At 64.8% G+C, this 25,155-nt stretch carries 22 protein-coding genes; 12 read left to right on the top strand and 10 right to left on the bottom strand.

What is annotated here, in order from left to right:
• The first annotated feature begins 147 nt into the window (after window positions 1–147).
• The 3 genes from F816_RS0107185 (at window position 148) to F816_RS0107175 (ending at window position 3,720) form a co-directional block, all read left to right on the top strand.
• Complete coding sequence (locus tag F816_RS0107185) at window positions 148–1,290, top strand: hypothetical protein (RefSeq protein ID WP_019594164.1); 1,143 nt, start codon at window positions 148–150, stop codon at window positions 1,288–1,290.
• Between the two features lie 19 nt (window positions 1,291–1,309).
• Window positions 1,310–2,248 carry a hypothetical protein gene (locus F816_RS0107180; RefSeq protein ID WP_019594163.1) on the top strand — a complete coding sequence of 313 codons (939 nt, stop codon included), beginning with the start codon at window positions 1,310–1,312 and terminating at the stop codon, window positions 2,246–2,248.
• A gap of 242 nt (window positions 2,249–2,490) precedes the next feature.
• Window positions 2,491–3,720, top strand: coding sequence for a bifunctional diguanylate cyclase/phosphodiesterase (locus F816_RS0107175; protein WP_019594162.1), 1,230 nt, complete (start codon window positions 2,491–2,493; stop codon window positions 3,718–3,720).
• Here F816_RS0107175 and F816_RS0107170 read toward each other — a convergent pair.
• Together F816_RS0107170 and F816_RS0107165 are read right to left on the bottom strand one after the other, a co-directional pair.
• On the bottom strand, window positions 3,714–4,415 hold the full coding sequence (locus F816_RS0107170; protein WP_026333184.1) for a DUF4197 domain-containing protein: 702 nt from the start codon (window positions 4,413–4,415) through the stop codon (window positions 3,714–3,716). The genes F816_RS0107175 and F816_RS0107170 overlap by 7 nt on opposite strands.
• 15 nt (window positions 4,416–4,430) lie before the next feature.
• The gene (locus F816_RS0107165; protein ID WP_231363389.1) at window positions 4,431–5,225 is read right to left on the bottom strand and encodes a nuclease-related domain-containing protein; all 795 of its coding nucleotides are present in this window, start codon (window positions 5,223–5,225) and stop codon (window positions 4,431–4,433) included.
• An 83-nt stretch (window positions 5,226–5,308) separates the two neighbouring features.
• Here F816_RS0107165 and F816_RS0107160 point away from each other — a divergent pair, with 83 nt between their 5' ends.
• The 3 genes from F816_RS0107160 to F816_RS0107150 all read left to right on the top strand — a co-directional run bounded on the left by F816_RS0107160 (window position 5,309) and on the right by F816_RS0107150 (window position 7,388).
• Window positions 5,309–6,373: a triacylglycerol lipase gene (locus F816_RS0107160; RefSeq protein WP_026333183.1), complete on the top strand. Its 1,065-nt coding sequence runs from the start codon at window positions 5,309–5,311 to the stop codon at window positions 6,371–6,373.
• A 103-nt stretch (window positions 6,374–6,476) separates the two neighbouring features.
• Window positions 6,477–6,620: a hypothetical protein gene (locus F816_RS14965; RefSeq protein WP_019594158.1), complete on the top strand. Its 144-nt coding sequence runs from the start codon at window positions 6,477–6,479 to the stop codon at window positions 6,618–6,620.
• Between the two features lie 72 nt (window positions 6,621–6,692).
• On the top strand, window positions 6,693–7,388 hold the full coding sequence (locus F816_RS0107150) for an MOSC domain-containing protein (RefSeq protein ID WP_019594157.1): 696 nt from the start codon (window positions 6,693–6,695) through the stop codon (window positions 7,386–7,388).
• Between the two features lie 66 nt (window positions 7,389–7,454).
• Here the strand turns inward: F816_RS0107150 and F816_RS14960 are convergent, their stop codons facing one another.
• A complete protein-coding gene (locus F816_RS14960) occupies window positions 7,455–7,724 on the bottom strand; it encodes a hypothetical protein (RefSeq protein WP_019594156.1) in 270 nt (89 codons plus the stop codon).
• 312 nt (window positions 7,725–8,036) lie between these two features.
• Between F816_RS14960 and F816_RS0107140 the strand changes: the two genes are divergently transcribed.
• Entirely contained in the window at window positions 8,037–8,576 is a 540-nt protein-coding gene (locus F816_RS0107140; protein WP_026333182.1) for a DsrE family protein, read from the top strand.
• Between the two features lie 345 nt (window positions 8,577–8,921).
• Here the strand turns inward: F816_RS0107140 and F816_RS0107135 are convergent, their stop codons facing one another.
• From F816_RS0107135 to F816_RS0107120, 4 genes are all read right to left on the bottom strand, one after another.
• On the bottom strand, window positions 8,922–11,321 hold the full coding sequence (locus F816_RS0107135; protein WP_019594154.1) for an EAL domain-containing protein: 2,400 nt from the start codon (window positions 11,319–11,321) through the stop codon (window positions 8,922–8,924).
• Between the two features lie 245 nt (window positions 11,322–11,566).
• Window positions 11,567–13,090, bottom strand: coding sequence for an NAD(P)H-dependent oxidoreductase (locus tag F816_RS0107130; RefSeq protein ID WP_019594153.1), 1,524 nt, complete (start codon window positions 13,088–13,090; stop codon window positions 11,567–11,569).
• Window positions 13,091–13,499: 409 nt separating this feature from the next.
• On the bottom strand, window positions 13,500–14,141 hold the full coding sequence (locus F816_RS0107125) for a hypothetical protein (RefSeq protein WP_019594152.1): 642 nt from the start codon (window positions 14,139–14,141) through the stop codon (window positions 13,500–13,502).
• Window positions 14,142–14,307: 166 nt separating this feature from the next.
• Complete coding sequence (locus F816_RS0107120; protein ID WP_026333181.1) at window positions 14,308–16,758, bottom strand: GGDEF domain-containing protein; 2,451 nt, start codon at window positions 16,756–16,758, stop codon at window positions 14,308–14,310.
• A gap of 211 nt (window positions 16,759–16,969) precedes the next feature.
• On the opposite strand from F816_RS0107120, the gene F816_RS0107115 reads away from it, so the two are divergent.
• Window positions 16,970–18,502 (top strand): L-lactate permease, encoded by a 1,533-nt coding sequence (locus F816_RS0107115; RefSeq protein ID WP_019594150.1) that lies wholly within the window; start codon window positions 16,970–16,972, stop codon window positions 18,500–18,502.
• Window positions 18,503–18,572: 70 nt separating this feature from the next.
• Here the strand turns inward: F816_RS0107115 and F816_RS0107110 are convergent, their stop codons facing one another.
• Window positions 18,573–19,367: a class III extradiol ring-cleavage dioxygenase gene (locus tag F816_RS0107110; RefSeq protein ID WP_026333180.1), complete on the bottom strand. Its 795-nt coding sequence runs from the start codon at window positions 19,365–19,367 to the stop codon at window positions 18,573–18,575.
• Window positions 19,368–19,650: 283 nt separating this feature from the next.
• On the opposite strand from F816_RS0107110, the gene F816_RS0107105 reads away from it, so the two are divergent.
• From F816_RS0107105 to F816_RS0107090, 4 genes are all read left to right on the top strand, one after another.
• On the top strand, window positions 19,651–20,124 hold the full coding sequence (locus F816_RS0107105) for an SgcJ/EcaC family oxidoreductase (protein WP_026333179.1): 474 nt from the start codon (window positions 19,651–19,653) through the stop codon (window positions 20,122–20,124).
• 593 nt (window positions 20,125–20,717) lie between these two features.
• The gene (locus tag F816_RS0107100) at window positions 20,718–21,113 is read left to right on the top strand and encodes a sulfur globule family protein (protein ID WP_019594147.1); all 396 of its coding nucleotides are present in this window, start codon (window positions 20,718–20,720) and stop codon (window positions 21,111–21,113) included.
• 307 nt (window positions 21,114–21,420) lie between these two features.
• Window positions 21,421–22,695, top strand: coding sequence for a hypothetical protein (locus F816_RS0107095; RefSeq protein WP_019594146.1), 1,275 nt, complete (start codon window positions 21,421–21,423; stop codon window positions 22,693–22,695).
• A gap of 43 nt (window positions 22,696–22,738) precedes the next feature.
• Window positions 22,739–23,071: a cupin domain-containing protein gene (locus F816_RS0107090; RefSeq protein ID WP_019594145.1), complete on the top strand. Its 333-nt coding sequence runs from the start codon at window positions 22,739–22,741 to the stop codon at window positions 23,069–23,071.
• A 215-nt stretch (window positions 23,072–23,286) separates the two neighbouring features.
• On the opposite strand, the gene F816_RS0107085 is transcribed toward F816_RS0107090, so the two are convergent.
• Both F816_RS0107085 and F816_RS0107080 read right to left on the bottom strand, forming a co-directional pair.
• The gene (locus F816_RS0107085) at window positions 23,287–23,847 is read right to left on the bottom strand and encodes a hypothetical protein (RefSeq protein WP_019594144.1); all 561 of its coding nucleotides are present in this window, start codon (window positions 23,845–23,847) and stop codon (window positions 23,287–23,289) included.
• Between the two features lie 160 nt (window positions 23,848–24,007).
• Window positions 24,008–24,961, bottom strand: a complete 954-nt coding sequence (locus tag F816_RS0107080; RefSeq protein WP_019594143.1) for a DMT family transporter — start codon at window positions 24,959–24,961, stop codon at window positions 24,008–24,010.
• Between the last annotated feature and the right edge of the window lie 194 nt (window positions 24,962–25,155).

Here is a 25,155-nt window from a genome sequence, read left to right as displayed (position 1 = left end):
GCACCCAACCGTTGAACACACCCCTTTGACCCTGTGATCACCGTCATCTAATCTCGACCCTGGGTGGCAATAAGTCGCGATTTGTGGCGAACATTCCGGAATGGTTCCGAATGGGTTGCATCCACCCGCCCGGGAGGAAAGCGCCCCATGCCGATGCGCATGTACGGCCTGTTAGCCAGGATCGGCCCCTTGTTCCGCTGCAGCCTGATCGGGCTGGGCCTGCTGGTGCCCACGCAGGCCCTGGCCACGCCCACCCCCGAACCGCTGCCCCACAATACGGGCTACTACCTCTCGCCCTACACCACCGACGGCGAACTGGCCGGCTGGGTCGACGAAGCGGTGGGCGAATCCTCCCGCGACATTGCCGGCCTCGCCGGGCGGCTGCTGCAAACCGCCGCGACGGCCTACGGCGCCCAGCAGTCGAATCGGCTCGGGGGCATTCTCGAACAAGCCAGCCGCTCTTCCGGCATTCCCGCCATGGATTTTGGCAACGCCCTGGCGGCTGCAACCGAGCCCGGTCGCACCTCCGCCAGCGGCCTCGAGCAGCTGACCGCCATCCTCGGCGAGCTGGGCAGTCGAGGGCTGGTAGGCGAACGCGCCGGACATCAGGTACGGCACCTGACCCAGGTTCTGGAGGACCCGGAGGGCGCCTTGCGCGAGGAGCTGGAACGCCTGGGTATCGGGTCACGGGATGTCGGCAGCGTCGTACGGGACCTTGAGCGGCTGCGACCCGGTCAGCGGCAGGGCGTGGTACAGGCGCTCGGCGAGGATAGCGCCCCGGCCCTTGAACTCCTTCTGGATGCGGGGCATCGGCGCCTGGAGCAGCGAGTGCATCAACTCGCCCAGCCCCGGAACCCGTCGGCCCATGCCGCAGGCAGCCTTTTTGGACTGCTCGCCCGCGACCACGACGCCGGCCTGTTCGGCGCCGGAGAGGCCCTCCAGCGCCAACTCGGCGACCACGCCCTGCGTCAGGGTGCGGAACTGGGCATGGGCTTCTTCGCCCTGTTCGATGGGCTGTCGCAGACACATCGGCAGCTCGAACTGACGCCGGAACGCATGGTGCGCTACCGCCAATCGGCCGATCGCTCGTTCGACGACCTCGACAGTCTTCTCGTGCACACCATGGTCCATTACCGAACCCGAGGAGATTTCGCCCGCGCCAGCGAGGCCCTGTTGCTCCTTTACCCCGAAGCCCGTCCGCGCATGGGCGCCGCCCATCGTATGGCGGGCGACATCATCACCGCCGAATGGCACCGAATGCAGCAACGCATGGACCTGCAATGGCAATAACCCACCGGAGAACCGAAAGATGCGAACCCGTCTGATCCCCGCCCACGCCCTGGTCGTTGGGCTTTCCCTGAGTCTGGCCGCCACAGTGGCCCACGCCACCCCGGGCGCCGACCGCCAGTTCGACCGCAACATCCAGGCTGTGGAAACGGACCTGCTGGAACCCGGAACCCGCGTGCTGCTGGACGCATACCGGTCCGAACGGGGATCACGCGATGCGCGTCAGGCCAGCCGCCAGGCACTACCGGGCCGGAGCGCCACCCCATGCACCTGGGACGATCGCTACCGCGCCATGGCCAGCCTGGATACCCCTTCCGAGGTGATCTTTGCCCGCGCCCTGGTCACCAACAAAGGACGCGGGTCGGTGGACCTGGGCCATGACCGCTTCGAATTGCACGCCGACGGTGCCTGCCCGAACGCCGTCGATAACGGGCCGGTCTCCTTCTGGATGACGTGGTACCAGAACCACCAGGCCATGGAGCCGGCCGCGGTCTCCAGCATCGAAGAGGCCCGCCAACTGTACGCTGCCTCTGCGGTCGATAGCAGCATGAAGATGGTCATGCGCTTCGATGGCGAGATGCGAAACGGCGAGCCTCACGGGCGCTTCCGGTTGATCCAGACCAATCACACGCCGGACATCGGTGGCCGTGGTGGCTCGGTCGCCAGCCACGGCCTCGGCTATGCCGATTTTGAAGCCGGCGAGCTCGTCCGTCGCCTGATTGTCACCGAGATGGGGCATGGTGCGACCCTGGTCTATCTCGAACAGCCGCACGGCGATGATCACCTGCTGAACTACTGGGTGCTGCACGGGGCCGGCATGCACATGGGCGACCACTACCCGACCAACGCCGCAGGCGAGATCGACGGCCGCTTCGTACGTCTACGCAGCAACGAGACCCCGCGCGAGATCAGCACCTGCGTACGTGGCAATCTGCCCGCCCCGGCTTCCGCCTGCGAATAGCAACGAACCACCCCGGTGCGGGGCTGACCCCGCGCCGGGTTCTGAAACATTCTCGACAAGCTCCTCTTCGTAGCCGCAGGCACCTGCAACACGCTGTCCTGACACCCTGATTCAAGGTGCATGCACTACACTCGATTGAGAGGTCGACCGACGGGACGGTCGGGCGCGCCTCAAGAGGGCCAGCTGCGGCATAGGCCCATCATGCAGCAACGGGTCATGGAGTGATCCAAAGGGGGGGTGTGATGCCCAGAGTCCATTCGGACCTGCCTTCCGGCAGCGGCGCGCGGTACTCCGACCATCTGGCGCGCAGCACCTTGCGGGCCTGGGTGGGCATGTCGTTCGTCACTGCCAGCCTGCTGATTATCGGCGGCCTGGCGCTGTCCTGGGTGATTGTCTACACCGCCGGCGGCGCGGACAGCATCGTCCCGCATTTCTACTACGTGCCCATTCTGTTTGCCGCCGCGCGTTTCGGCGCGGGTGCCGCCCTCGCGGTGGCCCTGGTGGCCGGCGTGCTGGCCGGACCTCTCACCCCGGTGGACGTCCACGCCGGAATCGCCCAGGAAACCGAGCGCTGGCTGACCCGCACCGGGTTCTTTGTGGGCATCGGTCAGCTGATGGCGTGGCTGGTGATCCCGGCCCTGCATCCGGTGACCGAAGAACTGCGGCGGATGCGCCAGGAGTTCGACATCCGGCGCGGGCTCCGGCACAACGAGTTCTTCCTGCGCTACCAGCCCATCTACTCGCTTGAGCATGAGCGCTATGTAGGCGCCGAGGCACTCATACGCTGGCAGCATCCGATTCGTGGCGAAGTCTCGCCTGCGGAATTCCTGGAGGTAGCGGAGGATTCCACGTTAATCCATGACATCTGCGATCTGGCCCTGGACGAGGGCTGCCGCCAGGCAGGTGCGTGGAAGGCCTTGGCCGCCGAACACGGCCGCCCCGCATGGTATGTGGCAATCAACCTCTCGGCGCACGACATCGTCCGCCCCGAAATGGCGGCCCATGTCGCGGCCGCGCTGGATCGCCATCGGCTACCGCCGGAGCTGCTGCACATCGAACTGACCGAAACGGTGCTGGCGATGGACGCGGCCACCGATGCCCTGAAGCAGCTCAAATCACTCGGCATCCAGCTCGCCATCGACGACTTCGGCACGGGTTATTCCTCGCTGGCCTACCTCAACCGCTTCCCCATCGACATCCTCAAGATCGACCGCCAGCTGATCTCCGGACTCGGCATTGATCCGTCCGCCCACGACCTCTCGCGCGGCATGGTCCTGCTGGCCGAGTCGCTGGGCCTGCGGACCATTGCCGAGGGCGTGGAGACGAAGGAACAACTGGCAATCGGCCGCGAACTGAAATTCGATTGCATCCAGGGCTATTACTTCGCCCGCCCGTTACGGGCCGAAGAGATCCCATCCCTGCTGCTTACCGACACGCCGCACACCGGCCATCTGCACGCAGTGCGCTACTGACCGAAATAGTCGCGCAGGAGCTGGGTCGTGCGGGCGGCCGGATCCTCACGGATGCGACGCTCCTCGTCCGCGAGGATGGTAAACAGGCCATCCAGGGCGTGATCGGTCACGTAGCGATCCAGATCGACGTCCAGCCCCGACAGGCCCGGAATGCGGCCCGCCGCGTCGCGCAGCGGCTGGTACACCCGATAGACGTCGGCCCGCTCCATCTGCTCCTGCACAATCGGCATGTAGCGCTCGCGCAGGGTGGATTCCGACGCATCGCGCAGATACTGCGTGGCGGCGTCATCGGCCCCGCGCAGCACCCCATACACGTCCTCCGGCCGCATCCCGCGGATGGCACTGACAAACACCGAAACAGCCTCCTGCGCTGCGGACTCCGCCGCACGATTCATCCGCCGCTCCAGATCGTCCACCTGGCTGGCAAACCCGACGCGCCGCAGCGTATCACCGGCCTGCTCCAGCTCCGGCGGAAGACCGATGCGGATCAACGCGTTGCCCCAGTAGCCATCCTCGCGGCCGGTCCGCTCCACCGTGCGCTCGGTGCCCACCCGCAGGGCCTCACGGATCGCCTCCTCGGCACGATCACCACCACCCCCATCGAGGCCGAAGTCGCGGACATCCAGTCCGGCGCACGCGGTCAGCAGAAACGGGATCAGCAACAGGGGCAAAAAAGGCAAAACCGGGATCCTCATGGAGCGTCTCCAGAACTACGAGTTACGGACATAACGACCCAGCGAAGACGCAATCAAATGTACGTCCGAATCCGCCAGAACCGTGTCACTATGCGCGATAAATGCGGGCAGGGCCTTGGGGTTCAGCACCCATGCGTCGCTTTTCTTGGACTGGGCCGTGGGCTGGATGAACCACCCGGGGAACACGACAACCGGGCGTACCGGAACCTTCTTCCCCGTACTTTCTTCGATCCTCTCACGCACCCAGGAAGCACAGGCTCGCGCTTGTCGGATCGGATCCCTTTCGGGCCGTCGCCCCATAATCTCGACGTGCTCGCCATCGAACACGATCTGCGGCTCACCTGTCGCAGGCTTCGAATAAGCCTTCGTCTCAATGGCGTATACACCGCTTGGATGGACCACCACATGGTCCACGTTGAAACCCTCCCCTGGAAAGTCATGAAGCACTTGCGCACCGTTAGCCCGCAGGCGTTCAAGATACTGCCCAACCGCTTTTTCTCCATCCAAACCCAACTTCATCGCCCGAACCTTCTTTTTTGTCCGGACGACCTTATAGGCAGCCACCACCACCGCGACCAACGCCACGACGGAGAACACCCCAGGGATCGGCTCCGTCCCGGTAACGCTTCGGATCCACTCCAAAGCCGCGAACGCCAGAAGCACGAGAGCGAAAAGCACGTACTTCATCGCTTCCCGGTCAACTGTTTCATCGATGTGACGTGCCAACGACTCCCCAGGGTTACGCAGAGGCTTGGCTTTTAAAGGTGACTTTCCCGCCATAGTGAATTCCTTGTTCGGCGAAATCTCCATGTGCACTGTGCCTAGCAGGCTCCGAAAGAGAAAGCTGACCCGACCCTTGCCGAGGCGCGACACATGTCGGATGGTGATACGCCATGAGCCGCCGCACACGTCCAAAGCCTCGCCTGCGCACTCGCCTGATTGTGGTGGGCATGCTCGTCGTACTGCCGCTAATGGTCCTGGCGGCCTGGCTAAGCTGGACGGAACAGCACCCGGAACAGGAACGCGCGCTGCGCATTGAAGTACAGGATCGCCTGCACGAGTGGTTTCCCGAGGCAATGGAGTTGCCGGAGGAACTGGTGGGTTTCGTGCCCCGCTCCGAGACATTCGGCACATCCGCGCCACCCGATGTATTGATGCTGCACGGCCTGGATGAACCCGGCAACATCTGGGACGAACTGGCGCAGGCCCTGGATGCAGCCGAGGTCAACGGCTGGGAGTTTCGCTACCCCAACGATCAGGCCATTGAGCACAGCACCGACCTGCTGGCCGAATACTGGGGCGAACTGGATCCGGACCATCCAGTAATCCTGATTGGCCACAGCATGGGCGGCCTGGTCATTCGCGACTTCATCACCCGCTACCGCCACCCAGTAGGCGCCGCGCCGAGCGCGAAGGGACCCCGCATCGACGGCGTGATCCTGGTGGCCACCCCCAATCATGGCTCCGAGTGGGCCCGGCTGCGGGTCTGGCTGGAGGTACGCGAGTGGCTGGCCGACATCCAGCAGCAGCGCTTCTCGCTGTTTGCCGGCCTGCGCGACGGCACCGGCGCGGCCAAGATCGACCTGCGCCCGGGCAGCCACTTCCTGGCCGAACTCAACGCACGCCCCTGGCCGGACGACATACCGGTCCGCATCATCGGCGGAAAACTGCCCGAACCCACCCCCGCCATGCGTGAGAGTCTGGCCGCGCTGGACGAACAGATCGACCTCGAGGCGGTGGCCGGACGCATCAGCGAATGGTGGGAGCAGACGGACGACGAGCTGGGCGACGGCGTGGTGCCGGTCGAATCCCTGCACCTGGATGGTCATCCGGACCCGCTGATCCTCGAGGCCTCGCATCGCGGGCTGCTGGTACCCGGGCCGCTGACGGACGAGCCCCCGGCCATCGACGCAATCCTGGAGATCCTCGACCACTGGCGCCACGGCCGCGACAGGTGAGGCCCGTCACCAAGCGGCCACGCCGGCCGCACGCCTCGCCACCCTGCGGGCGGTCATGCGGTGTCCGCGCGGAACCTGGGGCCGCATCGCGGTTCTCAAGGGCATGGACATCCCGCTGCTCGCAATTGGCGCATTGCTCGTCGCCAGCCTGACCGCCTTCTTCTCCGGCGTACTGCCCTATCCCATTGGCTGGATCATCCTCGGTATCGCCTTTGTCGCCCGCCTGCTGTATCTGCGCGGACGCTGAGCGAGCCGCCGTCCCCCGGATGCGGACTTGTTGTATCGTCGAAACTCCGCGCCAGCCCGGGAGTGCCCCTGCATGACCACCGCCCGACTCATCGGCATCTACACCGGCCGCGTAACCGCGGACTACGCCAGGGGCCGCGCCAGCGCCATCGACAAGCAGCCGCTGGAAGGCCCGGTCGTGCTGGGGCCCCTCGGCCTGGCCGGTGACGAACAGGCGGACCCGGAAAACCACGGCGGCGCGGAGCGTGCCCTGCTCCACTACAGCCTCGATCGGTACCCCGGGTGGCAGGAGCAGTACCCGGATCGCGCCACCCGCTTCGTGCCCCCCGGCTTCGGCGAAAACCTGGCCAGCCACGGCATGGACGAACACAGCGTGCACATCGGCGACATCTATCGCATCGGTACCGCCCGGGTGCAGGTCAGCCAGCCCCGCACCCCGTGCTGGAAACTCGACGCCCGCTTCGACGTCCCGGGCCTCGCGCGCGAGGTCCAGGAAACCGGGCGCTGCGGCTGGTTCTACCGCGTACTGGAACCCGGCACCCTCACCGCGGGCGACATGATCGAACGGCTCGAACGCCAGCCCGAAAGCCTCAGCATCGCCGCCGCAATGGTCGCGGTCTACCGGCGCCCGAACCACCAGCACCTGCAGCTACTCGCCGATTGCGAGACCCTCGCCCCCAACTGGCGCGAGAAGGCCCGGAGAAAGCTGCGCCGCGCACCCGATGCCAGCAGCCAGCAGCGCCTCACTGGTGAGCCCGCCAAACGCTAACCCGCCCCCTACCAAACGGGAAAACGCGCGTCCCGCCCGCGCGCGCCGTTGCAGAAAATCTGCGCTTCAGCGATGACGAAGGTCTCGTTCCGACCCTTCAAGCGCCGCGACCATCCGCTCGAGCGATGTGACGCCTACGGTCGGAAGAAGCCCCAACCGCTTGTAGCGGCAAAACCCTCGGGCGCCTTGACGCCGGGCGCCCGGCACAAGCAATTCGGCACCCTCCGTAACAGCTGCAAGCACCACTTCACCTTCCGCAATCCCGCGCCTGCCCGCTTGCTCGTCATCACCAACCATTCCATCCGCGCAGAGCACCCGTTCCAGCTCCAGCTTCACGTGGGACTCGGTCCGCTCCGGCACCGAAACCTCGAAATGAAATTCGACACGTGCAAGGCATGCGCCTGCAGGATGCTTGCCGGCAACAGGCCGGCAAACAAGCCCCCCACCGCGAATCTGAAGAACTCCGTCAGCCCGTGTTGCCGAGTTCGCTTTCTGCCGTTCTGCTGCCCCCGGGACAGCGCCCGCGCATGAGCTGGCGTCACCGATAGACTCGGTTTAGAGTACCCATGCCCGGAACAGGGGTGTAACGGGCGAATCACCAGAAAAAAACCAATAACGAACGTTGAAAACTCATCAAAGGAGACTCAAATGAAATATTCGGAATCCCCGGCCACGAACCGCCGGGCTCCCGCCAGGCGGCGACCCCAGCTTCTGGCCACACTCGCCTGTGCCGCGTTTGTCGGACTCGGATGGAGCGCATCCGCGGGGGCTTTCGAGCCCGAGGCCAAGGTCGTCTACCACGTGGACTATGGCGATCCCCATCGACTTTCCTCGATGCTTACCAGCATCAACAACATGATGACGCACTACCAGAACGAGTTCATGGATGTGGACGTGCGGGTCGTGTTCATGTCGGATGGCATCCGCTTTGCCACCGACGACAACCTTGAGGAAACCCCATTCGAGGTGGATGCCGAATTTCAGGAGGAGCGCGACGAACTGCGCACACGACTATCCGGCCTGCACCAGGCGCATGGGGTCAAGTACGAGCTGTGTGACATCACCCGGACCCGTGTCCGGCTGGATGCAAGTGACGTCCACGGCAACGTGGATCTCGTACCATCCGGTGTAGTTCGGCTCGCCGAACTACAAAATGACAAGGGCTTTGCCTACATCAAGATCGATTAACGCAGGGCAACGCCCATCAACTCGCCGGGCCTCGGAAGAGACCCGGCGATTTTCCCGGTCACCAGGCTTTTACGTCCCGTTTTCCGATGGCCCGAGCAGGCGAGACAGGGATTGCCCTCATGTCCGTCCGCACTGGAATTCCATCATCGGCGTCGGCCCCCCCCTCCCGCCCGATCAGCCAGTTGCCCTCACTCGCATCCGCCTTCGCACGCCTGCGCTCCATTGCCGGGCGACCACTTTATGCCGGTGAAGAACGGCCGAGACCATCGTCGCGAACCCATCCTTCCCGGGGGCGTAAGGAATCACGGGTAAACCCGGTTGGCCATCCGGGATACACCATCCGCATCAGGGCGTAGCCCATTCGCTCGCCCGATGGACGCGTACCGGACCGGCCAATGATTCCGGACGCGCCAGGCCGTAGCCCTGCCCGTGAGTAACGCCAACCTCCGCGAGGCGCGCCCGGATGGCATCATTTTCCACGTGTTCCGCAATCGTGGTCAGCCCCAGGATCTGTCCCACCTCGTGTATGGCACGCACCATTGCGAGATCGACCGGATCGGTGTTGATGTCCCGAACAAAGTCACCGTCAATCTTCAGGTAATCCACCGGCAGATGCTTGAGGTAGGAAAACGAGGACAGGCCGCTGCCGAAATCGTCCAGCGCGAAGTGGCAACCCGTTCGCCGCATCTCGGTCATCAGCCGGGCGGTTCGCTGCAGGTGCCGGACCGCAGCGGTCTCGGTGATCTCGAAGCACAAGCGGTCACCGGGGAGGCCGGACTTCGCCACCGACTCCTGCAGAAACACCAGGAAGGCATCGTTATTCAGTGACGAACCCGAGAGGTTGATCCCCATTACCGGGAGGTCACCACATCCGGCAGCCTGGAGTTGCTGCATGTACGCCAGCGTCCGGGACACCACCCAGCGGTCGACCTGCCCCATCAGGTCATAGCGTTCGGCCGCCGGGATGAAGGTATCCGGCCGGACGAGCTGGCCATCGCGGTCACGCAGGCGAAGCAGGACTTCGAAATAGGCATCCGTGTCATCCGCCAGCGTGCGAACTGGTTGTGCCCAGAGTTCGAAACGATCCTGCTCGATCGCGTCCGGAATGCTGCTGACCCAGTGCAGTTCGCCCACCCGGTCACGCAAGTCCTCGTCCTCCGCCCGGAACACCCGCACCTGGTTGCGCCCCGTGTCCTTGACCACGTAGCAGGCCGCATCCGCCTGCTGCAGGATCAACTGGGTCGACTCGCTCGCCCCGCTGACTTCGACCAGCCCCAGACTGGCGGACACGGAGAAGGTCGACTCGTCCCAGTAGAAACGGAAGCCGGCCAGTTCCCGGCCGATCTCCTCGGCCAGGGTTCGTCCGTCCTCGATGTCCCGGTCAACCATCAGGATCCCGAACTCATCCCCTCCGAGGCGCGCGACGATATCGCGTTCGTGCAACAGATGAAGCAAGAGGGCCGAAACCTGACGCAGGAGCTCGTCGCCCGCGGTGTGCCCACGGGTGTCATTGATAATCTTGAACTGGTCGAGGTCGAGATAGCACAGGGTGTGCCGGGTGTGGTGCGTGCGCGCGGAACGTAGCTGGTCCTCGAGACACGCCTCGAAGGCCGGCCGGTTCAGCAACCCTGTCAGGGCATCGTGTGTGGCCTGATAGTCGAGCCGGCGCATCACCTCGCGCAGCTCGCTGATGTCACGCATCACGAGGACGCTCGCCTGGCTGTCGGCGGCGCGATTCAGGATCGGGGTAAAGGAAAGCTGGACCGGGCGGGTCTGGTCGTTCGCGGTGTGCAGGCGCATATGGGCAGGGTGGCCTGCTTCCGCGAGCACCTGACCACTGGATTCGAGCCGCGCGGACATCGAGTCCCCGCCGCTCTCGTCTTCCAGACATACCACCTCGTCGAGGGGCCGTTTCGCCAGTTGTGCCGCGGGCTCGCCCAGCAACAAGCTGGCCACCGGGTTGGCGTAGTCGATACGCCCATGGTCGTCGGTGGTAATCACCGCGTCGCCAATCGACTCCAGCGTGGTCTGGGCCCGCTCCTTCTCGCGCCGGTTTTGTTCCCGTTCAGTGGCGATGATCTCCCGCTGGTGCATGTGGGTCAGGGTCATGCTCAGCCAGTCGGCGCTGAGCTGAAGAAACCGCCGTTCCAGCGCGTCCGGTGGCTTGCGTCTCGCATCGTCGCGATAGAGCACCAACAAGCCACGCTGGTTGTCGGGAAGCGGAAGTTCGACCGTCTCGAGGCAAGCCGGAAGCGAATCCAGGCCCCGGGAGCGCAGTTCCTCGCAGGTACCGGACCGGCCTTCCTTAAGGGACAATGCCGAAAGCTCCCGCAGCGCACGTTCGGACAACGGCGAGGCGCGGTGCGGCGGGTAGTGCCGGAGTCGTCGTGCCTCCATCCCGACCGGGTCCAGTTCATAGAGGGCCACCCCGTCCATCCGCAGCTGCTCGGCAACCACCCGCAGCAAATGCCGAATGGCCTCCTCGTGGTCACTGCTGGCCTGGGTCGCTTCGACAAAGGTATTCAGGAGGTCGGTCTGCGACCGAAGCAGGTGCATGCGCGCCAGCATGAACCCGAAAATGATCCCGACAACGGAAGGGATCGCCAGCAAGCGCGACTCGAAACGATCGGCCCCATAGACAAACAGGATCTGGACCACCGCCAGCAGAGTGACGATCGCAACCGAAATGCCGATGAACCGCGCATAGGCCGGCCAGGTGTTCCGTAACTGGAGTTGTGCCCGCATCCCCCCTCCCCTTGCGTGTCGATGCGTCGTCTGGCATCAACAGGGCCTTCCCGCAATAGCGGTGGAAATGCCCCCCGATCATTGTGACTATAACGGGTGCCTGATCGGGCCGAAAGAATGCGGCCCGCCGAAAATTAACGGCCCATCGGCTTCGGCACTCCGGGAAGGGCTTTCTGCACGTACCGTTGCGGCCAAGATCGACCTGCCGCCGATCGCTAGATCCTGGCCCACGATGGCTCCCACCATCAGCCCATGACCAGGTTCACCAGGGGGAACAGCCCGAACCAGAGCACATAGCCCAGGGATGCCGCCATCAATCCATCAATACGGCCCCTGGGGCCTTCGCGGTGCAGCGCACGCCACAGGAGCCAGACCAGCCAGGCGGCATACGGGACCACCACATACCCGATCCCGGCAAAGGCCCCCTGCGCCCATCCCAGCGCATCGAACAACGCGCCGCTGGCGGCCGCCAGGATGGTGAACGACAACGCCACCCAAAGCGCGCCGTCGTTCCCCAGGCGCACGGCCAGGGTGCCCTTGCCCACCGCGGCGTCCGCCTCGCGGTCGGGAATACCGGATAGCGTGATCGACGGCACAATCGCCAGGAATAGCGGCAGGCTCAGCAGCCAGGGCAAGGACGCGGTCCAGTCGCCCGCCAGGAACACATAGCCGCACAACAGCACGCCCAGGCTGTGCGTCAGCGCGACGTCCAGCTCCCCCAGCCCCCGATAGCTAAGCTTCAGCGGCGCCGCGGTGTAGCCAATCGCCAGGACCCCGAGCACGGCCATCACCACCAGGATCGGCCCCGAATCTCCGGGTGCGGTCGCCAGCAATGCAACGAACGCAAGGGCGAAGCCCACCAGCGCGACGGCAATCCCCACGCCCAGCTCGCGCGCGGACAACAGCCCCTCCACCAGCACGCGCGACCCACCGGTAAAGGGACCATAGAACCGGTTTTGCCGGTCCGAGCCAAAGTCCACGCGTTCATTCACCAGCACCGTGGCCACTTCCAGAAGAAACAGGCACAGGTACCCGAGCCAGAACACCGGGTTGCCGAACACCCCACCCGCCGGGGCGGCGGCCAGCGCCCCCACCGCGTAGGCCACAAAGGTCATCGGATAGAACTGCAAGCGCAACGCCTGGAGCCAGGCACCGGCCTTGTGCGCGAGCCACTCGCCCGCATTTTCACGCCCCTTGGCCAGACGCAGCCCTTCCTGGCGTGCGCGCTGTAACCAGGCCTTGCGTTGGGCCTCGTCGCTATGGCGCACCGAACCGAACATCAACGAGCGCACCGGCCGGACCCCACAGAACCCCAGCGTGGCGCGTACCATTGCATTGGCACCTGGCTGGCGATACACCAGCCGGTGGATCAGCGGCGGCGTATCCATGGTCGTGATCAGTTGCGCCGAGCGGCCCTGCAGCAACCCTTCGTACCCGGTACCGCCCTCGCAGGAGCGAAAGGCGAATTCCGGCGTCATGATCCGGTCCAGAAAACCCTTGAGTAGCGCCGGCATGGTGCCCCACCAGGTGGGATAGACAAACACCAGATGATCAGCCCACTCGACGAGGCCGCGTGCGGCCTCCAGATCCTTTTCGAGTGGCTGCTGATTGGGCGAAGGGGTGTGGACGTGCGGATCAAACTCCAGGCTCGCCAGATTCAGGGACTGCACCTCGGTCCCGGCCGCGCGCGCCCCTTCGCTGTAGGCTTCGGCCAGCGCCCCGCACAGGCTATCGGTGCGCGGGTGGCCGAGGATGACAAGCACCTTCAAGCGGGGCACTCCGTGCGGTGGTCATACCTTCGTTCTCCAGCCCGCCGCGGTAACAACCACCGACGTCATGGGTACCGCAAGCGAGGCCCTTCCCCCGCATCGGATTCCACCCCTGCCGATGACGCGCCCCTGCATTACGAAACCCTCCGAACACGTGACTCAATCACACCCACGATCCCGCATCCGCCCTCATCCACGCCGACCGACCGTTTCGCGCCGATCCCGCGGATCGAGGAATGCGTCCACCACAGCGGCTCCACCCAGAACATAGCCCGCGCCGGAGAGGCTTGCTACCGATCCGTCATACCCGGAAGCGCCGTTCCGTTAGAGCGCTCACAAGATCCGGTCCACCGGAACAGTTCACCGGGCGTACACGAAGCGGTCGCGGCGAACTGCGTCTGCGGGTGGCTCAGCGACGCGGGTTACGGATTCCGAGCGCATCGCTATCCCGTTGCGGTGCGGACGGCCGGCGCAGTTCCGCGACGATCATACGGAGCGATACGGCAAACAGAACCGTCCCCAGCACCAGCATGCCGTCAACCAGCCAGCCATTCGCCAGAAACGGAAGGATCGGACCATCAGTACCCCCGAGTTTTTCGGCCAGTCCCAATCCCAGCAGGAGCGACCCCGGCGTCTGCACCAGCGCCGCACGATGAAAGGGGTGCATCCGCACAGTCGACCGCTGTGCCGCGGCCACCGCGGACTCCTGGACCGCATCCGGCGCGGCCGATCTGGCCGCCTCCGGCGGCGGTGAGCCCGGCGCGATGCCCCTCTCAGCAGGGTCCTCGGAGACCCCTGCCGGGTGGCGATAGGCAAACACCCACCACATCAACAACGGGCTCCCAAGGAACGCGAACAGCACCAGCCCGAAAGCCCCGGCCCCGGATGTCTCGCCACCGTTCAGCGCATGCGCGAGCAATACCGTGGCAAAGGGCAGCACCAAGGTCGCGAAGGCATACAACACCCGCACCCCAAGCGCGGCGCGTCGCCGCGATAACAGCATCACCAATGCGGCCAGTACCGCGAAACTGTATACAACCAGAAGAATCATGAACGCCTCCCTGCGTCACGTGATTGGAACGGTCCATCGCTGCGGGGCCTGGCGACCCCGCCTGCCGATCCTACCGTCCTGGACCATCCGTTGCTCGTGCCCCCCTGCGCCTTGCCCGCCTGACCGCCAGCCTTTGCAGGCGTACTGTCCTGTCTGACCGAGCCGGTCAGCCCGTGTCGTCCAGGCCTGGAAACTCGAGTTCGTAGCGCAGCTCTTCCTCTGGCTGCCGGATGAAGTTCCCCTGCACCAGGTCGATCTGGGCCTGCCACAACAAGGCCAGACCATCGGCATCCTCCACATAGCTGGCCATGGTGTAGGCACCGACCTCCTTGGCCTGACCCAGGAGGCCGTTGAGCCGTAACGAAGGCGTGGTGGAGTGATGCAGCCCCACGGTGAGTTCCCGCGCGATCTTGACGTAGTCGGGCCGCATTTCGGCAAGCATCCGGCGCGTATCGGCATCGGTACTGGCGCCAAAGTGTTCCAGGGCGATGCGGATCTCCAAATCCCGAAGCGCATCGCCAAAGGCCGAGAGCTGATCCATCCGGCCCAGCACATCGCCCTCGCGGAGTTGCAGAACCAGGCTTCCCGGCCATACCGGCTGCGCGGCAAGTCGCTTGCCCAGCCAGGGCAAAAAGCTTGAATCGCCGAGCGAGCCGCGAGACATTTTCACAAACAGCCGCGACTGCGGATGACTCACGGTTCGGGCATTGAGGATGCCAAGGGCATTACTGATGACCCAGCGATCGAGATGCCGGTCGAGCTCGAGCCGTTCCGCCATCTCGACGAACTGTCCCGGCAACAGGATCTTGCCATTCGGCTCGCGGATTCTCAGCAGCACCTCGTGACGTTCGATCTGATCGGACCCACTGATATTCGCGATCGGCTGAAACACCGGGAACAGTCGCTTTTCCTTGATGGCATGGGCAATGGTGCGCCGCCAGTGATTGCGCTCTTCGACCTGCAGATCCGGCGTCAGCAACTCCGGATCCAGTTGCACCCGGTTGCCGCCGCTGTCGCGGGCCTCGCTACAAAGCGCGATGGCACGGTCCAGAGCCTTGAGCGGACGTTCCCACATCACCTGTCCGACACCGATGCTGGCCGCAACGGTTCCACCCGGGAGACCGGACACAGCGGCACCGGCGGTCTGCTCATGCAAGCGTTGCGCGAGTTCGACGATCTCCTTCACGTCCTTGCGTTGAGCAATCGCAATCAAGCCCGCCTCACCATGGCTCACCACCAGATCACCCGGGGCCATGGCCTCGCGAACCCGGCGCACGAACTGGTTGTGAGTCTGCTGGTAATCGATCGGACCGAGGCGGGCGAGTAGTGCCCCCGGGTCATCGAACGCCCACTGCAGGACCACCGCAGCCCCCTGCGCAGGATCAAGGCCGTCGAGATGGCATAACACGAGACGCTCGAACTCCAGGGGATGCACCAGTGTCGGCGATCGACCACGCTCGGCCTGGCCGTGCGCCCGCGACCGAATACGGCGGTGCCATGCAGCCCGCGCACGAACCCGGCAGACGATGTCCGCATCGGTACTGGCGGGCGGCAGGGAGTCGAGCATCCCATTGCCGGGCGAGACATCCGGTGCCCCCGGCACATCCAAAGCCAACAGAGGGATATCCAGAGACATGTCGTGGGGCAACAACAGACGGCCGATCTCCTCCGCGGTGATCCCCGGCAAAGACCCGGCGATCACGACCGCCTCTGGCCGACTATCCGCCACTCGATCAACCACCTCCAGGGGGGCCACGCTGATGCCTACCTCCAGGCCGGCCTGCCGCAACATGGACGCCGGCTCCTCGACAGACCCGGCGTCCGCGCCGAGCATCAGCACCCGGTACGGGATCAGAAAGTCGTCCTGCACCAGCCCGCGTATGGCCCCCACCAAGTCCAGGTCCGTTACGGGCCGCTTCAACAGGGCATCGGCACCGGCGCGGAGCACATGCAGCCCGGCCTGTCCTGCTGCTCCTCCGCTGACTGGCGCCAGGATGACCAGCGGCACGCCCGGCAGCGAACCCTCACGCAGATGGACAAGCCGCGACAGTTCGGCGTCATCCATCGCCGCCAGTTCGGCGATCATCACGTCGGGTGGGGTCGAATCGCCCAGATGCGGCAGGGCTGCCTCGTCGGCGCACGCAACCACCGCATACCCGTGTATCCCCAGCAGCAAGGCGGTCTCGCTCTCCGGCGAAGCATCCGCCCCGAACAGGCATATCAGGGGCCTCTGGATCGTCGGGGCCGTCTCGGCGTCGTGCGCGGCGAACGGCACTTCGCCCCGCACACTTTCGCGCAGCCGCAGAACCAGGGCTCCAATGGTCTCGAGATCGGCCGGGTTGGGACGCACCGTGGTGGTCGCATACTGCGCCAGACGCTCATCAATCCGGCGAGCCGTGGTGAAGGAGTCATTCATCGCCGATCCGGTCAGACCACTCACCAAAGCCCGCGTTATGCCCCGGACATCCATCACGTCCTGTGGCCGAAACCCGCGCTGGCGCACGATGTACCAGCGGTCCCTGAGGTCATCGACCACCTTAGGAAGTTTCTTCAAGAAGTCCGTATCAAGGGCATCCGAGGCGCCCCCGGATGACTGGGTTTCGGAGTTATGCATCATGTAGGCCCGGACGTGAGCAGTTCAGCCTCACTATAGACAAGTATCCACGGCCCATGGGGCCGAGCGTCCGGCCCTGACCTCCAGGACGCTGCCCGACCCAGCGAGCTCTTCGCGGGGCATAACGCCGCGGGGCCTTGTGGCAACCTGATCGGTTATTCCCGAACCGAGCCCCGGGTTAGGATGACGCCTTGCACATAACGGGAGAGGGATCGTGCTGTTCTGGCTCACGTTGTTGCCGTTCGTGTTGCTGTTCGTGTGGCTCGTGCCGTTGCGGCGGCCGGCCTTTGAAGCGGCGCCCATCGCCTATCTCGCCACCCTGGTGCTGGCCGTTCTGGTCTGGCAGATATCGGGCACGGTGCTGGTAGCGAGTCTGCTGGATGCAGCCATCGTTTTCGTGGAGGTCCTGCTGATCATCCTGATGGCACTGCTGGTGCTGAACGTGATGATCGGGACCGGGCACATGAGCGCGATCCAGTCAGTCATCGCCAGCGTCTCGCGCGACCACCGGGTGCTGGCCATGCTGCTGGGGTGGGGGCTGGTCGGTTTCGTAGAGGGCATCGCCGGCTTCGGCACCCCCGCGGTACTGGCGGCACCGCTGCTGGTGTATTTCGGCATGCGGCCCCTGAAAGCGGTCGCCATCGCCCTGATCGGCAACAGCACCGCCGTCCCCTTCGGTGCGGCCGGAACGCCCGTGATCATCGGCTTCGCCGGCCTCGGACTGGATGCCGAGACCACCCGCTCGGCCGTGTTGCAGACGGCGGTCATCCACACCGTCCTCGCACCATTCATTACGCTGTTCATGGTCTGGGTGGCGACCCTCGGCGAGGAACGCGGGCGCTTCCGCGAGTTCGTGCCCTTTGCCGTGCTATCGGCGCTGGCGTTCGGCATCCCCTATCTGCTGGTTGCCTGGCTGGTGGGGCCGGAACTGCCCGCGATCATCGGCGGCGTGGTGGCAATGGTGGTGATTGCCCTGGCGGCCCATCGCGGCTTCCTGCTACCTGGGCACGAACGGCGCCCAGAGGTCGAGCGAGCCCCAGTCGGGCGCGTGCTCCTGGCCTTTGTGCCGTTCGCGGTCATGGCCGTGGCACTGATCGCCTCGCGCACCATCATGCCGCTGCGCGAGGCCCTGCAGTCCGTGCGCTGGTCGCCGGGCGAGTTCAACGGCATTGAGCTGGGGCAAAGCCTGGCTCCGCTGTACACACCCTATTTCTACTTTGGCCTGGCCCTGCTCACCGCGCTGATCCTGTTCCGCGTGAGCCGCGCCACGCTGGGTCAGGCGGTGACCGCCACCTGGGGCAAGCTGCGCGTCGCGGCCATCGTGCTGGCGTTCATCATCGCCCTCACCCAGCTCCTGCTGAGCTCCGGCTCCAACGCCGCCGGCCTGCCGTCGATGCCACAGGTGCTGGGGCAGGGCCTGGCGGAATCACTGGGCGGGACCTTCGTGATGTTCAGCGCCTTCCTCGGCGCGCTGGGCTCGTTCATGACCGGAAGCGCGACCGTCTCCAATCTGCTGTTTGCACAACTCCAGGCGGACACCGCCGATGCCCTGGGCATGGCGCTCCCGACCGTACTCGCCCTGCAACTGATCGGCGCCGGGGTGGGCAACATGATCTCGCTGCACAACATCGCCATGGCGGCCGGGGCCGCGGGTCTGCAGGCGCGCGAAGGTCAGGTGATCCGCGAGACCATCATCCCGGTCATCGTCGTCTGCCTCGGGGCCGGCTTGCTGGCACTCGCCTGGTAGCCAGGGGCGGCGTCGGCCCGCGCTACGGGTTACCGGAAGGCGACACTGGGGCGCCTTTCCGTGGCCTCGGCTACCACCGATAACAACTGGCCTCCTTGCCCATAATTTGCATCCCGATACGCTCCGCCGCGGGGCCACCCGCCACTCCGTAGCAGACATGCAGCGGCAACAAGTGCTCCGCCCGCGGATGGCAGAACCGGGCGCCCGGTGCGCCATCCCAGTGCACGAGCTTGGCCGCCCGTGCATCTTCCGCGTCCGCGCGCCCGCAGCAGACGGCCCCCAACCAGACCTCGAACGACTGGTTGAGCTGCCGGGACTCCTGCGTATCGGGCGTGAAAAAGGCGCGCAGGTTGTGGAACGAGAAGCCAGACCCCACCACCCACACACCGGATTCATGCAGCCCTGCCAGAGCCCGTCCAATCTCAATATGCTGCGCCGGGTCCAGCGTCTCCACCAGGGAGAGCTGAACGCATGGGACCTGCGCCTCGGGATACATGATCTTCAGCGGCACGAACAGCCCGTGATCGAACCCTCGCGCCGGGTCCAGGTGCGCATCGATGCCCGCCTCCTGCAGCCGTCGATGAACCTCCGCGGCCAGTGCCGGCTCGCCCGGGCAGGGATACTCGATGGTGTACGACTCCGGGGGAAACCCGTGGTAGTCGTAGATCAGCCCCGGATTCGCCCCGGACGTGATGGTCGGCACCGACGCCTCCCAGTGCGCACTCACCACCACCAGCGCATCGGGCACCCGCACGCGCCCGGCCAGACCCTCCAGATTCTCCACCATGGCCGTGTGCCCTGGGTCTCCCAGCAGTGGCAGAGGCCCGCCGCCATGGGACAAAAACAACGCCCGAGTCTTGTCCATCATTTGTTCCCGCCATTGCATCCCGGTCGTCCGGTCACCCACACAAGCCCGTTACCTACCTGCGCCCGTGTCCATCAACGCTGAGACCTGCACCTCTGGAGCCGATTAGCGCCCGCAGTCGCTTCAGACCAACGACCGTCCTGCACTGATCGTCCGGTTCGGGACTGGGCCCGTCACCCCAAGCCCCAGTCTCGTCGTGCAATCCGCTTCCCGCAACTGGCGTGCATCCAGCTTCTCGTGTACACCAGAGACGTGTGTCACCCCCAGCATCCGGAGGGGCTGCATGTCCAGGAAATGGTTTCTACTAGCCGCTTTGCCATTGGCCACATTGACGTCGACCCATGCGTGGGCAGATCCGGGCGAAATCCAGCGCATCCTCGAGGCCAAAGAGGCCGCATGGGAGGCCGGCGACGGCGAGGCATGGGCACGCAATTATCAGGAAGATGCGGGGCTCGTGAACCTGTTCGGGGCGCGTTTCAATGATCGCGCGACCAATGCCAAACGGCATACCGACGTCCTGCAGGGCCCCTTTGCCGGAACGTCGCTCAGCGTGGACGTTCAGGACATCACCATGCTGAGCGATGACACGGCCTTCGCCGAAGCCCTGTTGCGGGTCTCGAACATCGCGTCCATGCCTGCAGGCCTCCCGGACCGGGGGGACGGCGTCCTGCACACACGCATGAGCTTCCTGCTCGAACACGATGGTCATCACGGCTGGCAGATTCGGTTCGGGCAAAACACCGCCGTGCATCGGTAGGCGCGCGGAACCGGCACACCGGCACGGCGGCGAACTAGCTCATGGAGACCCTCTGGCTTCGTCTCCACCGGACATGACGCGGTAGCGTTCAGGTGGTGACGCCTGGGTCTCGCCATGTCCGCCCCGCGCCCACTCCGATGGATGCAAGACCACTCCCGCCCGCACCATGTTCCGCCCCGCATACACCCGGCTGCGCGCCAGCGGTGCCCCCGCCGCCACCGCCATCACGTGGCCATCGGTCCTCTCGGAAGGTGCCCTTTGCATCCCCTGCGCTGCTGAAAAGCTGACTACCCCGGGCCGCGATCAACGGCATGGCATCCGCAATCTCGCCCTGAGACTCAGGGAGATGCCGGTCAGCGACCCTCGAAATCGTCGACTTTTCGACAGCCCCCCCCCTACAGCCAGCCCCCGCCAAAAGGCCAAATGTCCGTCAATAACTTGACCTATATCAGATTATCTGGATTTTCTTCTTTTACGATGCAAGCCGCTAGGTACTGGCGGGCCCAAAACCCCGCCCTCCAGCAGGCGGGGCCCCGAATGCCCCGAGACATTTGGTCTTGTTTAAGTGGTTGTTAACTTGAGGAGGTATTGCCATGAACAAGCTGGCCAAAGCTCTTTCTACCGCGGCGCTGATCGGCGCCTTTGCGATCCCGATGCATGCCTCGGCCCAGTGGTGGGGTCCCGGCTATCACGCCCCGAATTATGGTCCCTACTACGGTCCTGGCTACGGGTACGGTCCCGGCTGGGGTCGCGGCGTAGGTGACTGGTTCGGCCTCGGCGACATGTTCGGCGACTTCGACTTCAGCATGCGCGGTCGCGGACATGGATACGGCAGCGGGCATGGATACGGCGACTACTACGGCCGTCACTACGGGAACTACTACCCGCATTATGGCTATGCCCCGTATTACCACCCCGCCCCCTACCAGGGTGCAGCCTGGGCTCCGCAACCGATGGCCGCGGATCAGCCGGAAGATCAGGACAACTGATCGCGACCGCGCCTTCCGGCCGATAACCAACCGGCCCGGTCTGCCCATGGCAGGCCGGGCCGGTCACGTTTTCACACCCCGAGTTCCGCACGCGAACTCGTTCCCAAAAGATCATGGCTGTCCTCTGCCGATCCCTGCGCAGAGCCATCTCGCGAGAGACAACGCGCAAGGTTCGACTCCATACGAATGGCTGCCTCAACCGTAGTGCGGAACGATCCCGGAGTGGGTATCTTGTTGGCGCGGGAAGGCAATCCCGCTGCCGGGTCCGCTATCGCGTGGCCCGGATGAGTCAACACAGGGAGAGAACATGCCAGGGAAACTGATTGTGGGCGGCCTCGTGGTCGCCGCCGCAGGGGTCGGGTACTACCACTACGAGGTCCGGCAGGTCGAGCAGAAGCTCGACGACATGGTGGAGATGCTCCAGCCGCTCGGCACGCTGCACTACTCCGACGTCGGTATCGGCCTCGGGGGCGAACTGCACGTCAACGGGCTGCTGTTTGAACCCAACAACACGGCCATCGGCCGCATGCGCGCAGACCGCATCACGCTGGAGGCCGGCAACCTGTGGCAGCTCGCCCGGCTTCGGCACACGCTGGACGCCCGACGCCTGCCGCGGCAGCTCGGGTTTTCCGTGCACGGGCTGACCCTGCCGGCCGGCATCGCCGCTGGCACGCAGGGCGACACGCCTGCGCTGTGGCTCGACACCGCCGGCTGCGGGGCCTATCAGGCCGCCCCACCGGATGCGCTGATGGCCGCACTCGGCTATCACGACATCCCGCTGGACTTCGGCGCCCACTACCACCTCGAAGAGGACCGCAACAGCCTGACCGTGCACAGCACGTTCGGCATGGGCCCACTGGGTCAGGGCTCCTCCACCGGACGCTTCGACATTCAGGCCACCTCGAACCGGGCACGCGATCTCGCTCCGGCGCTAATGACCGCCTCGCTACAATCCTTGACCGTGGGGTACGCGGACCGGGGGTACTACCCTGCACTGATGGAATTCTGCGCGAACGAGATGGAGATGGCTCTCGAGGACTATACCGAGCACCACAAAGGCGCCTGGGTCGAGGCCTGGCGACCCTTCGGCGTGCAGCCCGGGCCCGGCATGGTCGATGCCTACGGACGCTTCATCGAGGATCCCAAGGACGTTTCGCTGCGCATTGGCCCGATCGACAATCCGGCGCTCCTCTGGGCCAACGTCGACACCCCGACCCACCTGCTACGTCAGGTCGAGTCCAGCCTGACCGTGGCCGGAAAACACTACGGTCGCGTCGATCTGCGCCCCGTCACCCCGGGCCCCGCCAGACCGACGACGACCGAGAATACGAACTTGAACACGGGCCCGGCCGCCTCGGCCACGGCACCCGATTTATCGCCTGTCCCGAACATCGCACTGAATGCCCTGGGCGACCACATCGGCCGCAATATCCGCATCCAGCTCGCCGACGGCCGCGCCCGCGATGGCGAACTGCTCAGAATCGAGGAGGAGCACATCCGTGTGCGCCGACGCTTCGGCAGCGGCTACATGGTCGTGCCAATCGCGCTGTCCGACATTGCCGAGGTGCGCCCACTCCGCTGAGGCCTGCGCGCCCCGCCATTGTAGAAAACTGCTGGAGCACAACATGGCATTGCACCACGCCGCACCCGGAGAGATCGTGGACGTCCGCCCCCTGGGGAAAGAATTGCGCGGGTCAAAAAGTGCAACGCTGCTGCGTTCGGAACACTTGCAAGTCTTCCGCGTCGTGCTGCCCAAAGGCGAAGAGTTCAGTGAGCACGCCGTAGCCGGAGAGATCACGGTCCAATGCCTGGAAGGCTCGGTCGATTTCCGCATCGGGGAAGACCAACTCCAGCGGCTCACCGCCGGCGCCCTGATCTACCTGAATGGGGGGCAGCCCCATGCCCTTACGGCACTGGAAGACGCGTCAGTCCTGGTGACCATCTACCACCCGCGATAGCCTGATCCACCGGGATGGTTCCAGGCCCAGACGCCATTCAGCACCTGGTTGAGAAGGATCCGACTGCGTCTGCGGGCTCGAGTAGAGCCCCCGGGCCCAACCCCGCGCAGCGCTCCGCGGGTCCGACCGAGCCCATTGCTGTCGCCCGTACGACGCCTCGTCTCGCGCGCGGCAAACGTCAAAATCGGAGCGCCCCTCGCCCTTGGCGCGCAACCTCATAGAATCTTTACAAAATACTGCGCAAATTCAATGTTGAGGCGATTTGCCGCATCCGCCGCCGCCCGGCATTCCTCGTTAAATTCCTCGCTGAACGCCGTCTTCGCTCTATGCAGCTTGCTCGAACCCGCCGCCCCGATCCAGGCACCATCGCGTTCCAGACCGGCCTCTTCGTAGTACGTACTTCCGCACTCGTTATATTGATCTCGAAGCTCGAACCGATTGCCTAAATAATGTTCGACCCTCGCCTGAGCACGCGCGCTCTTCTCCTGATCGATTCTTAGGCTAATCACCTTCCCAACCTCACAGAGAAGATCATCGTGGCTCAGCCCGCTGCAATACTTTTCCTTGTAGGCATCGATTTCGCCGTCCTCGGTCGACCCTCTTTCGATCTCGATTAGTGCCTCGTAAGCCAACCGACAGTCTTCCGAGTCTTCGCGAGCCTGATGGCATTCAGAAGACCGATCATAGGCGGCCTCTCGGTCCTTGTAGGTTTCGGCGGAACCACCACAGCCTGCCAACAGAGCTGGAAGCATGATCAAAATGAGCCTGGGTTTCATCATGCATCCTCGAACAATCATACGTTTACCGACCAACAGGCAGTCTGGAAGAGGCGGCAGAGAGGCGCGGTGCGGGCCCCGCACCATGACGAGCCCGGGTTGCCCCGGGGCCATGGTCGGATCTTGGTAGCGCTTAGAGCGACGAAGTCGCGTCCAAGCGCTAGTCAGCGCGTGGCTGGGGCGGAACCGATTGCTTCTGCGAGCTGGAATAGACGCTCAGGGCGGTCACGGTCAGCAGGATCAGCCCCATGCCAAAGACCTGGAGTGCGCCCAGGGTCTCGCTCAGGAACACCACGCCGAACAGCGACGCAGTCACCGGCTCGACCATCGCCACGATGGACGCGACGGCGGGTGCCGTGTGATTCAGGCCGATGATGTAGAAAATGAACGACAATCCGGCGCCCAGCACGCCCAGTATCACGAACAACGGCCAGCTCGGCGTGCTCAGCACAGCCACGGTCTGGTCGGGATCGCCCAGCCCGAACAGGATGACGACCAGGACCGCGAACGCGATCACCAGAATCGCCTGCGGGCTGCCGTGGGGTGCCGCGAACTTGAAGCCGAAGATGAAGACCGCGTAGGACAGCCCGGAAGCCAGACCGGCCCCGGCGGCGATCGGCGTCACGTCACCGGCACCGATATCATAGATACCCGTCAGCAGCACCACACCCAGCATGACCATCGCGATCGCGACCCACTTGAACAGGGTGGGTTTTTCGAGCCCGAGTGCAAAAGAAACGAGATAGACGAACACCGGCGCGCAGTACATCAGTGTCGCAGCCACCGCGACACTGCCCTCGGCGATGCTCAGGAAGTAGAAGGTGAAGTTGCCCGCGACGCCCAGGCCGGCGATCGCCGACCAGAACCACATGCGGCCACTGGCCAATCCGCTGCCATGCGGGCGAATCGCAAGCCAGGCGAGCACGAACAGCAGCCCGATCGCGCCCCGGTAGAACGACACCACCACCGGATCCCAACCCTGGCCCGTGAGAATGCCCCCAATCCCGCCGGACAGCCCCCAGGAAAACGCCGCCAGAGCGACGAACAGCGTGCTCAGACCCACCACTTTTTCGGATGAAAGCGACGTCAGCGGGGTCGGTGCGCCCTGTGCCATTCAGCCAGTCCCTATCGTGGGTCGTGAGTGAGTCCCGACCCGTCGATCTGCTGGTCGGCGACATGTTTCGTGTTGACCCCGTGATGGGTCAGCGAAACGTCGCACAATATAACAGCGCCGCGCGTCGTGATGTTGGGAGACATCAACGAGCGCGGGACATTAGAGAAGCCCTTGCCCCTTGGATGGAGGCGCGG

It is taken from the genome of Thioalkalivibrio sp. ALM2T, from assembly GCF_000381505.1.
Taxonomy (GTDB): Bacteria; Pseudomonadota; Gammaproteobacteria; order Ectothiorhodospirales; family Ectothiorhodospiraceae; genus Thioalkalivibrio; species Thioalkalivibrio versutus.
The sequence above is the reverse complement of the archived record's forward strand: the minus strand, read 5'-3'. Positions and strand labels throughout refer to the sequence as shown.

Coding starts and splice junctions, on each gene's coding strand:
- F816_RS0107120 (WP_026333181.1), bottom strand. CDS start 16,758: ATGATGCATAACTCCGAAACCCAGTCATCCGGGGGCGCCTCGGATGCC.
- F816_RS0107110 (WP_026333180.1), bottom strand. CDS start 19,367: ATGGACAAGACTCGGGCGTTGTTTTTGTCCCATGGCGGCGGGCCTCTG.
- F816_RS0107185 (WP_019594164.1), top strand. CDS start 148: ATGCCGATGCGCATGTACGGCCTGTTAGCCAGGATCGGCCCCTTGTTC.
- F816_RS0107180 (WP_019594163.1), top strand. CDS start 1,310: ATGCGAACCCGTCTGATCCCCGCCCACGCCCTGGTCGTTGGGCTTTCC.
- F816_RS0107170 (WP_026333184.1), bottom strand. CDS start 4,415: ATGAGGATCCCGGTTTTGCCTTTTTTGCCCCTGTTGCTGATCCCGTTT.
- F816_RS0107080 (WP_019594143.1), bottom strand. CDS start 24,961: ATGGCACAGGGCGCACCGACCCCGCTGACGTCGCTTTCATCCGAAAAA.
- F816_RS0107085 (WP_019594144.1), bottom strand. CDS start 23,847: ATGAAACCCAGGCTCATTTTGATCATGCTTCCAGCTCTGTTGGCAGGC.
- F816_RS0107090 (WP_019594145.1), top strand. CDS start 22,739: ATGGCATTGCACCACGCCGCACCCGGAGAGATCGTGGACGTCCGCCCC.
- F816_RS0107095 (WP_019594146.1), top strand. CDS start 21,421: ATGCCAGGGAAACTGATTGTGGGCGGCCTCGTGGTCGCCGCCGCAGGG.
- F816_RS0107125 (WP_019594152.1), bottom strand. CDS start 14,141: ATGATTCTTCTGGTTGTATACAGTTTCGCGGTACTGGCCGCATTGGTG.
- F816_RS0107140 (WP_026333182.1), top strand. CDS start 8,037: ATGAAATATTCGGAATCCCCGGCCACGAACCGCCGGGCTCCCGCCAGG.
- F816_RS0107105 (WP_026333179.1), top strand. CDS start 19,651: ATGTCCAGGAAATGGTTTCTACTAGCCGCTTTGCCATTGGCCACATTG.
- F816_RS0107165 (WP_231363389.1), bottom strand. CDS start 5,225: ATGGAGATTTCGCCGAACAAGGAATTCACTATGGCGGGAAAGTCACCT.
- F816_RS0107175 (WP_019594162.1), top strand. CDS start 2,491: ATGCCCAGAGTCCATTCGGACCTGCCTTCCGGCAGCGGCGCGCGGTAC.
- F816_RS0107100 (WP_019594147.1), top strand. CDS start 20,718: ATGAACAAGCTGGCCAAAGCTCTTTCTACCGCGGCGCTGATCGGCGCC.
- F816_RS0107135 (WP_019594154.1), bottom strand. CDS start 11,321: ATGCGGGCACAACTCCAGTTACGGAACACCTGGCCGGCCTATGCGCGG.
- F816_RS0107150 (WP_019594157.1), top strand. CDS start 6,693: ATGACCACCGCCCGACTCATCGGCATCTACACCGGCCGCGTAACCGCG.
- F816_RS14965 (WP_019594158.1), top strand. CDS start 6,477: ATGGACATCCCGCTGCTCGCAATTGGCGCATTGCTCGTCGCCAGCCTG.
- F816_RS0107160 (WP_026333183.1), top strand. CDS start 5,309: ATGAGCCGCCGCACACGTCCAAAGCCTCGCCTGCGCACTCGCCTGATT.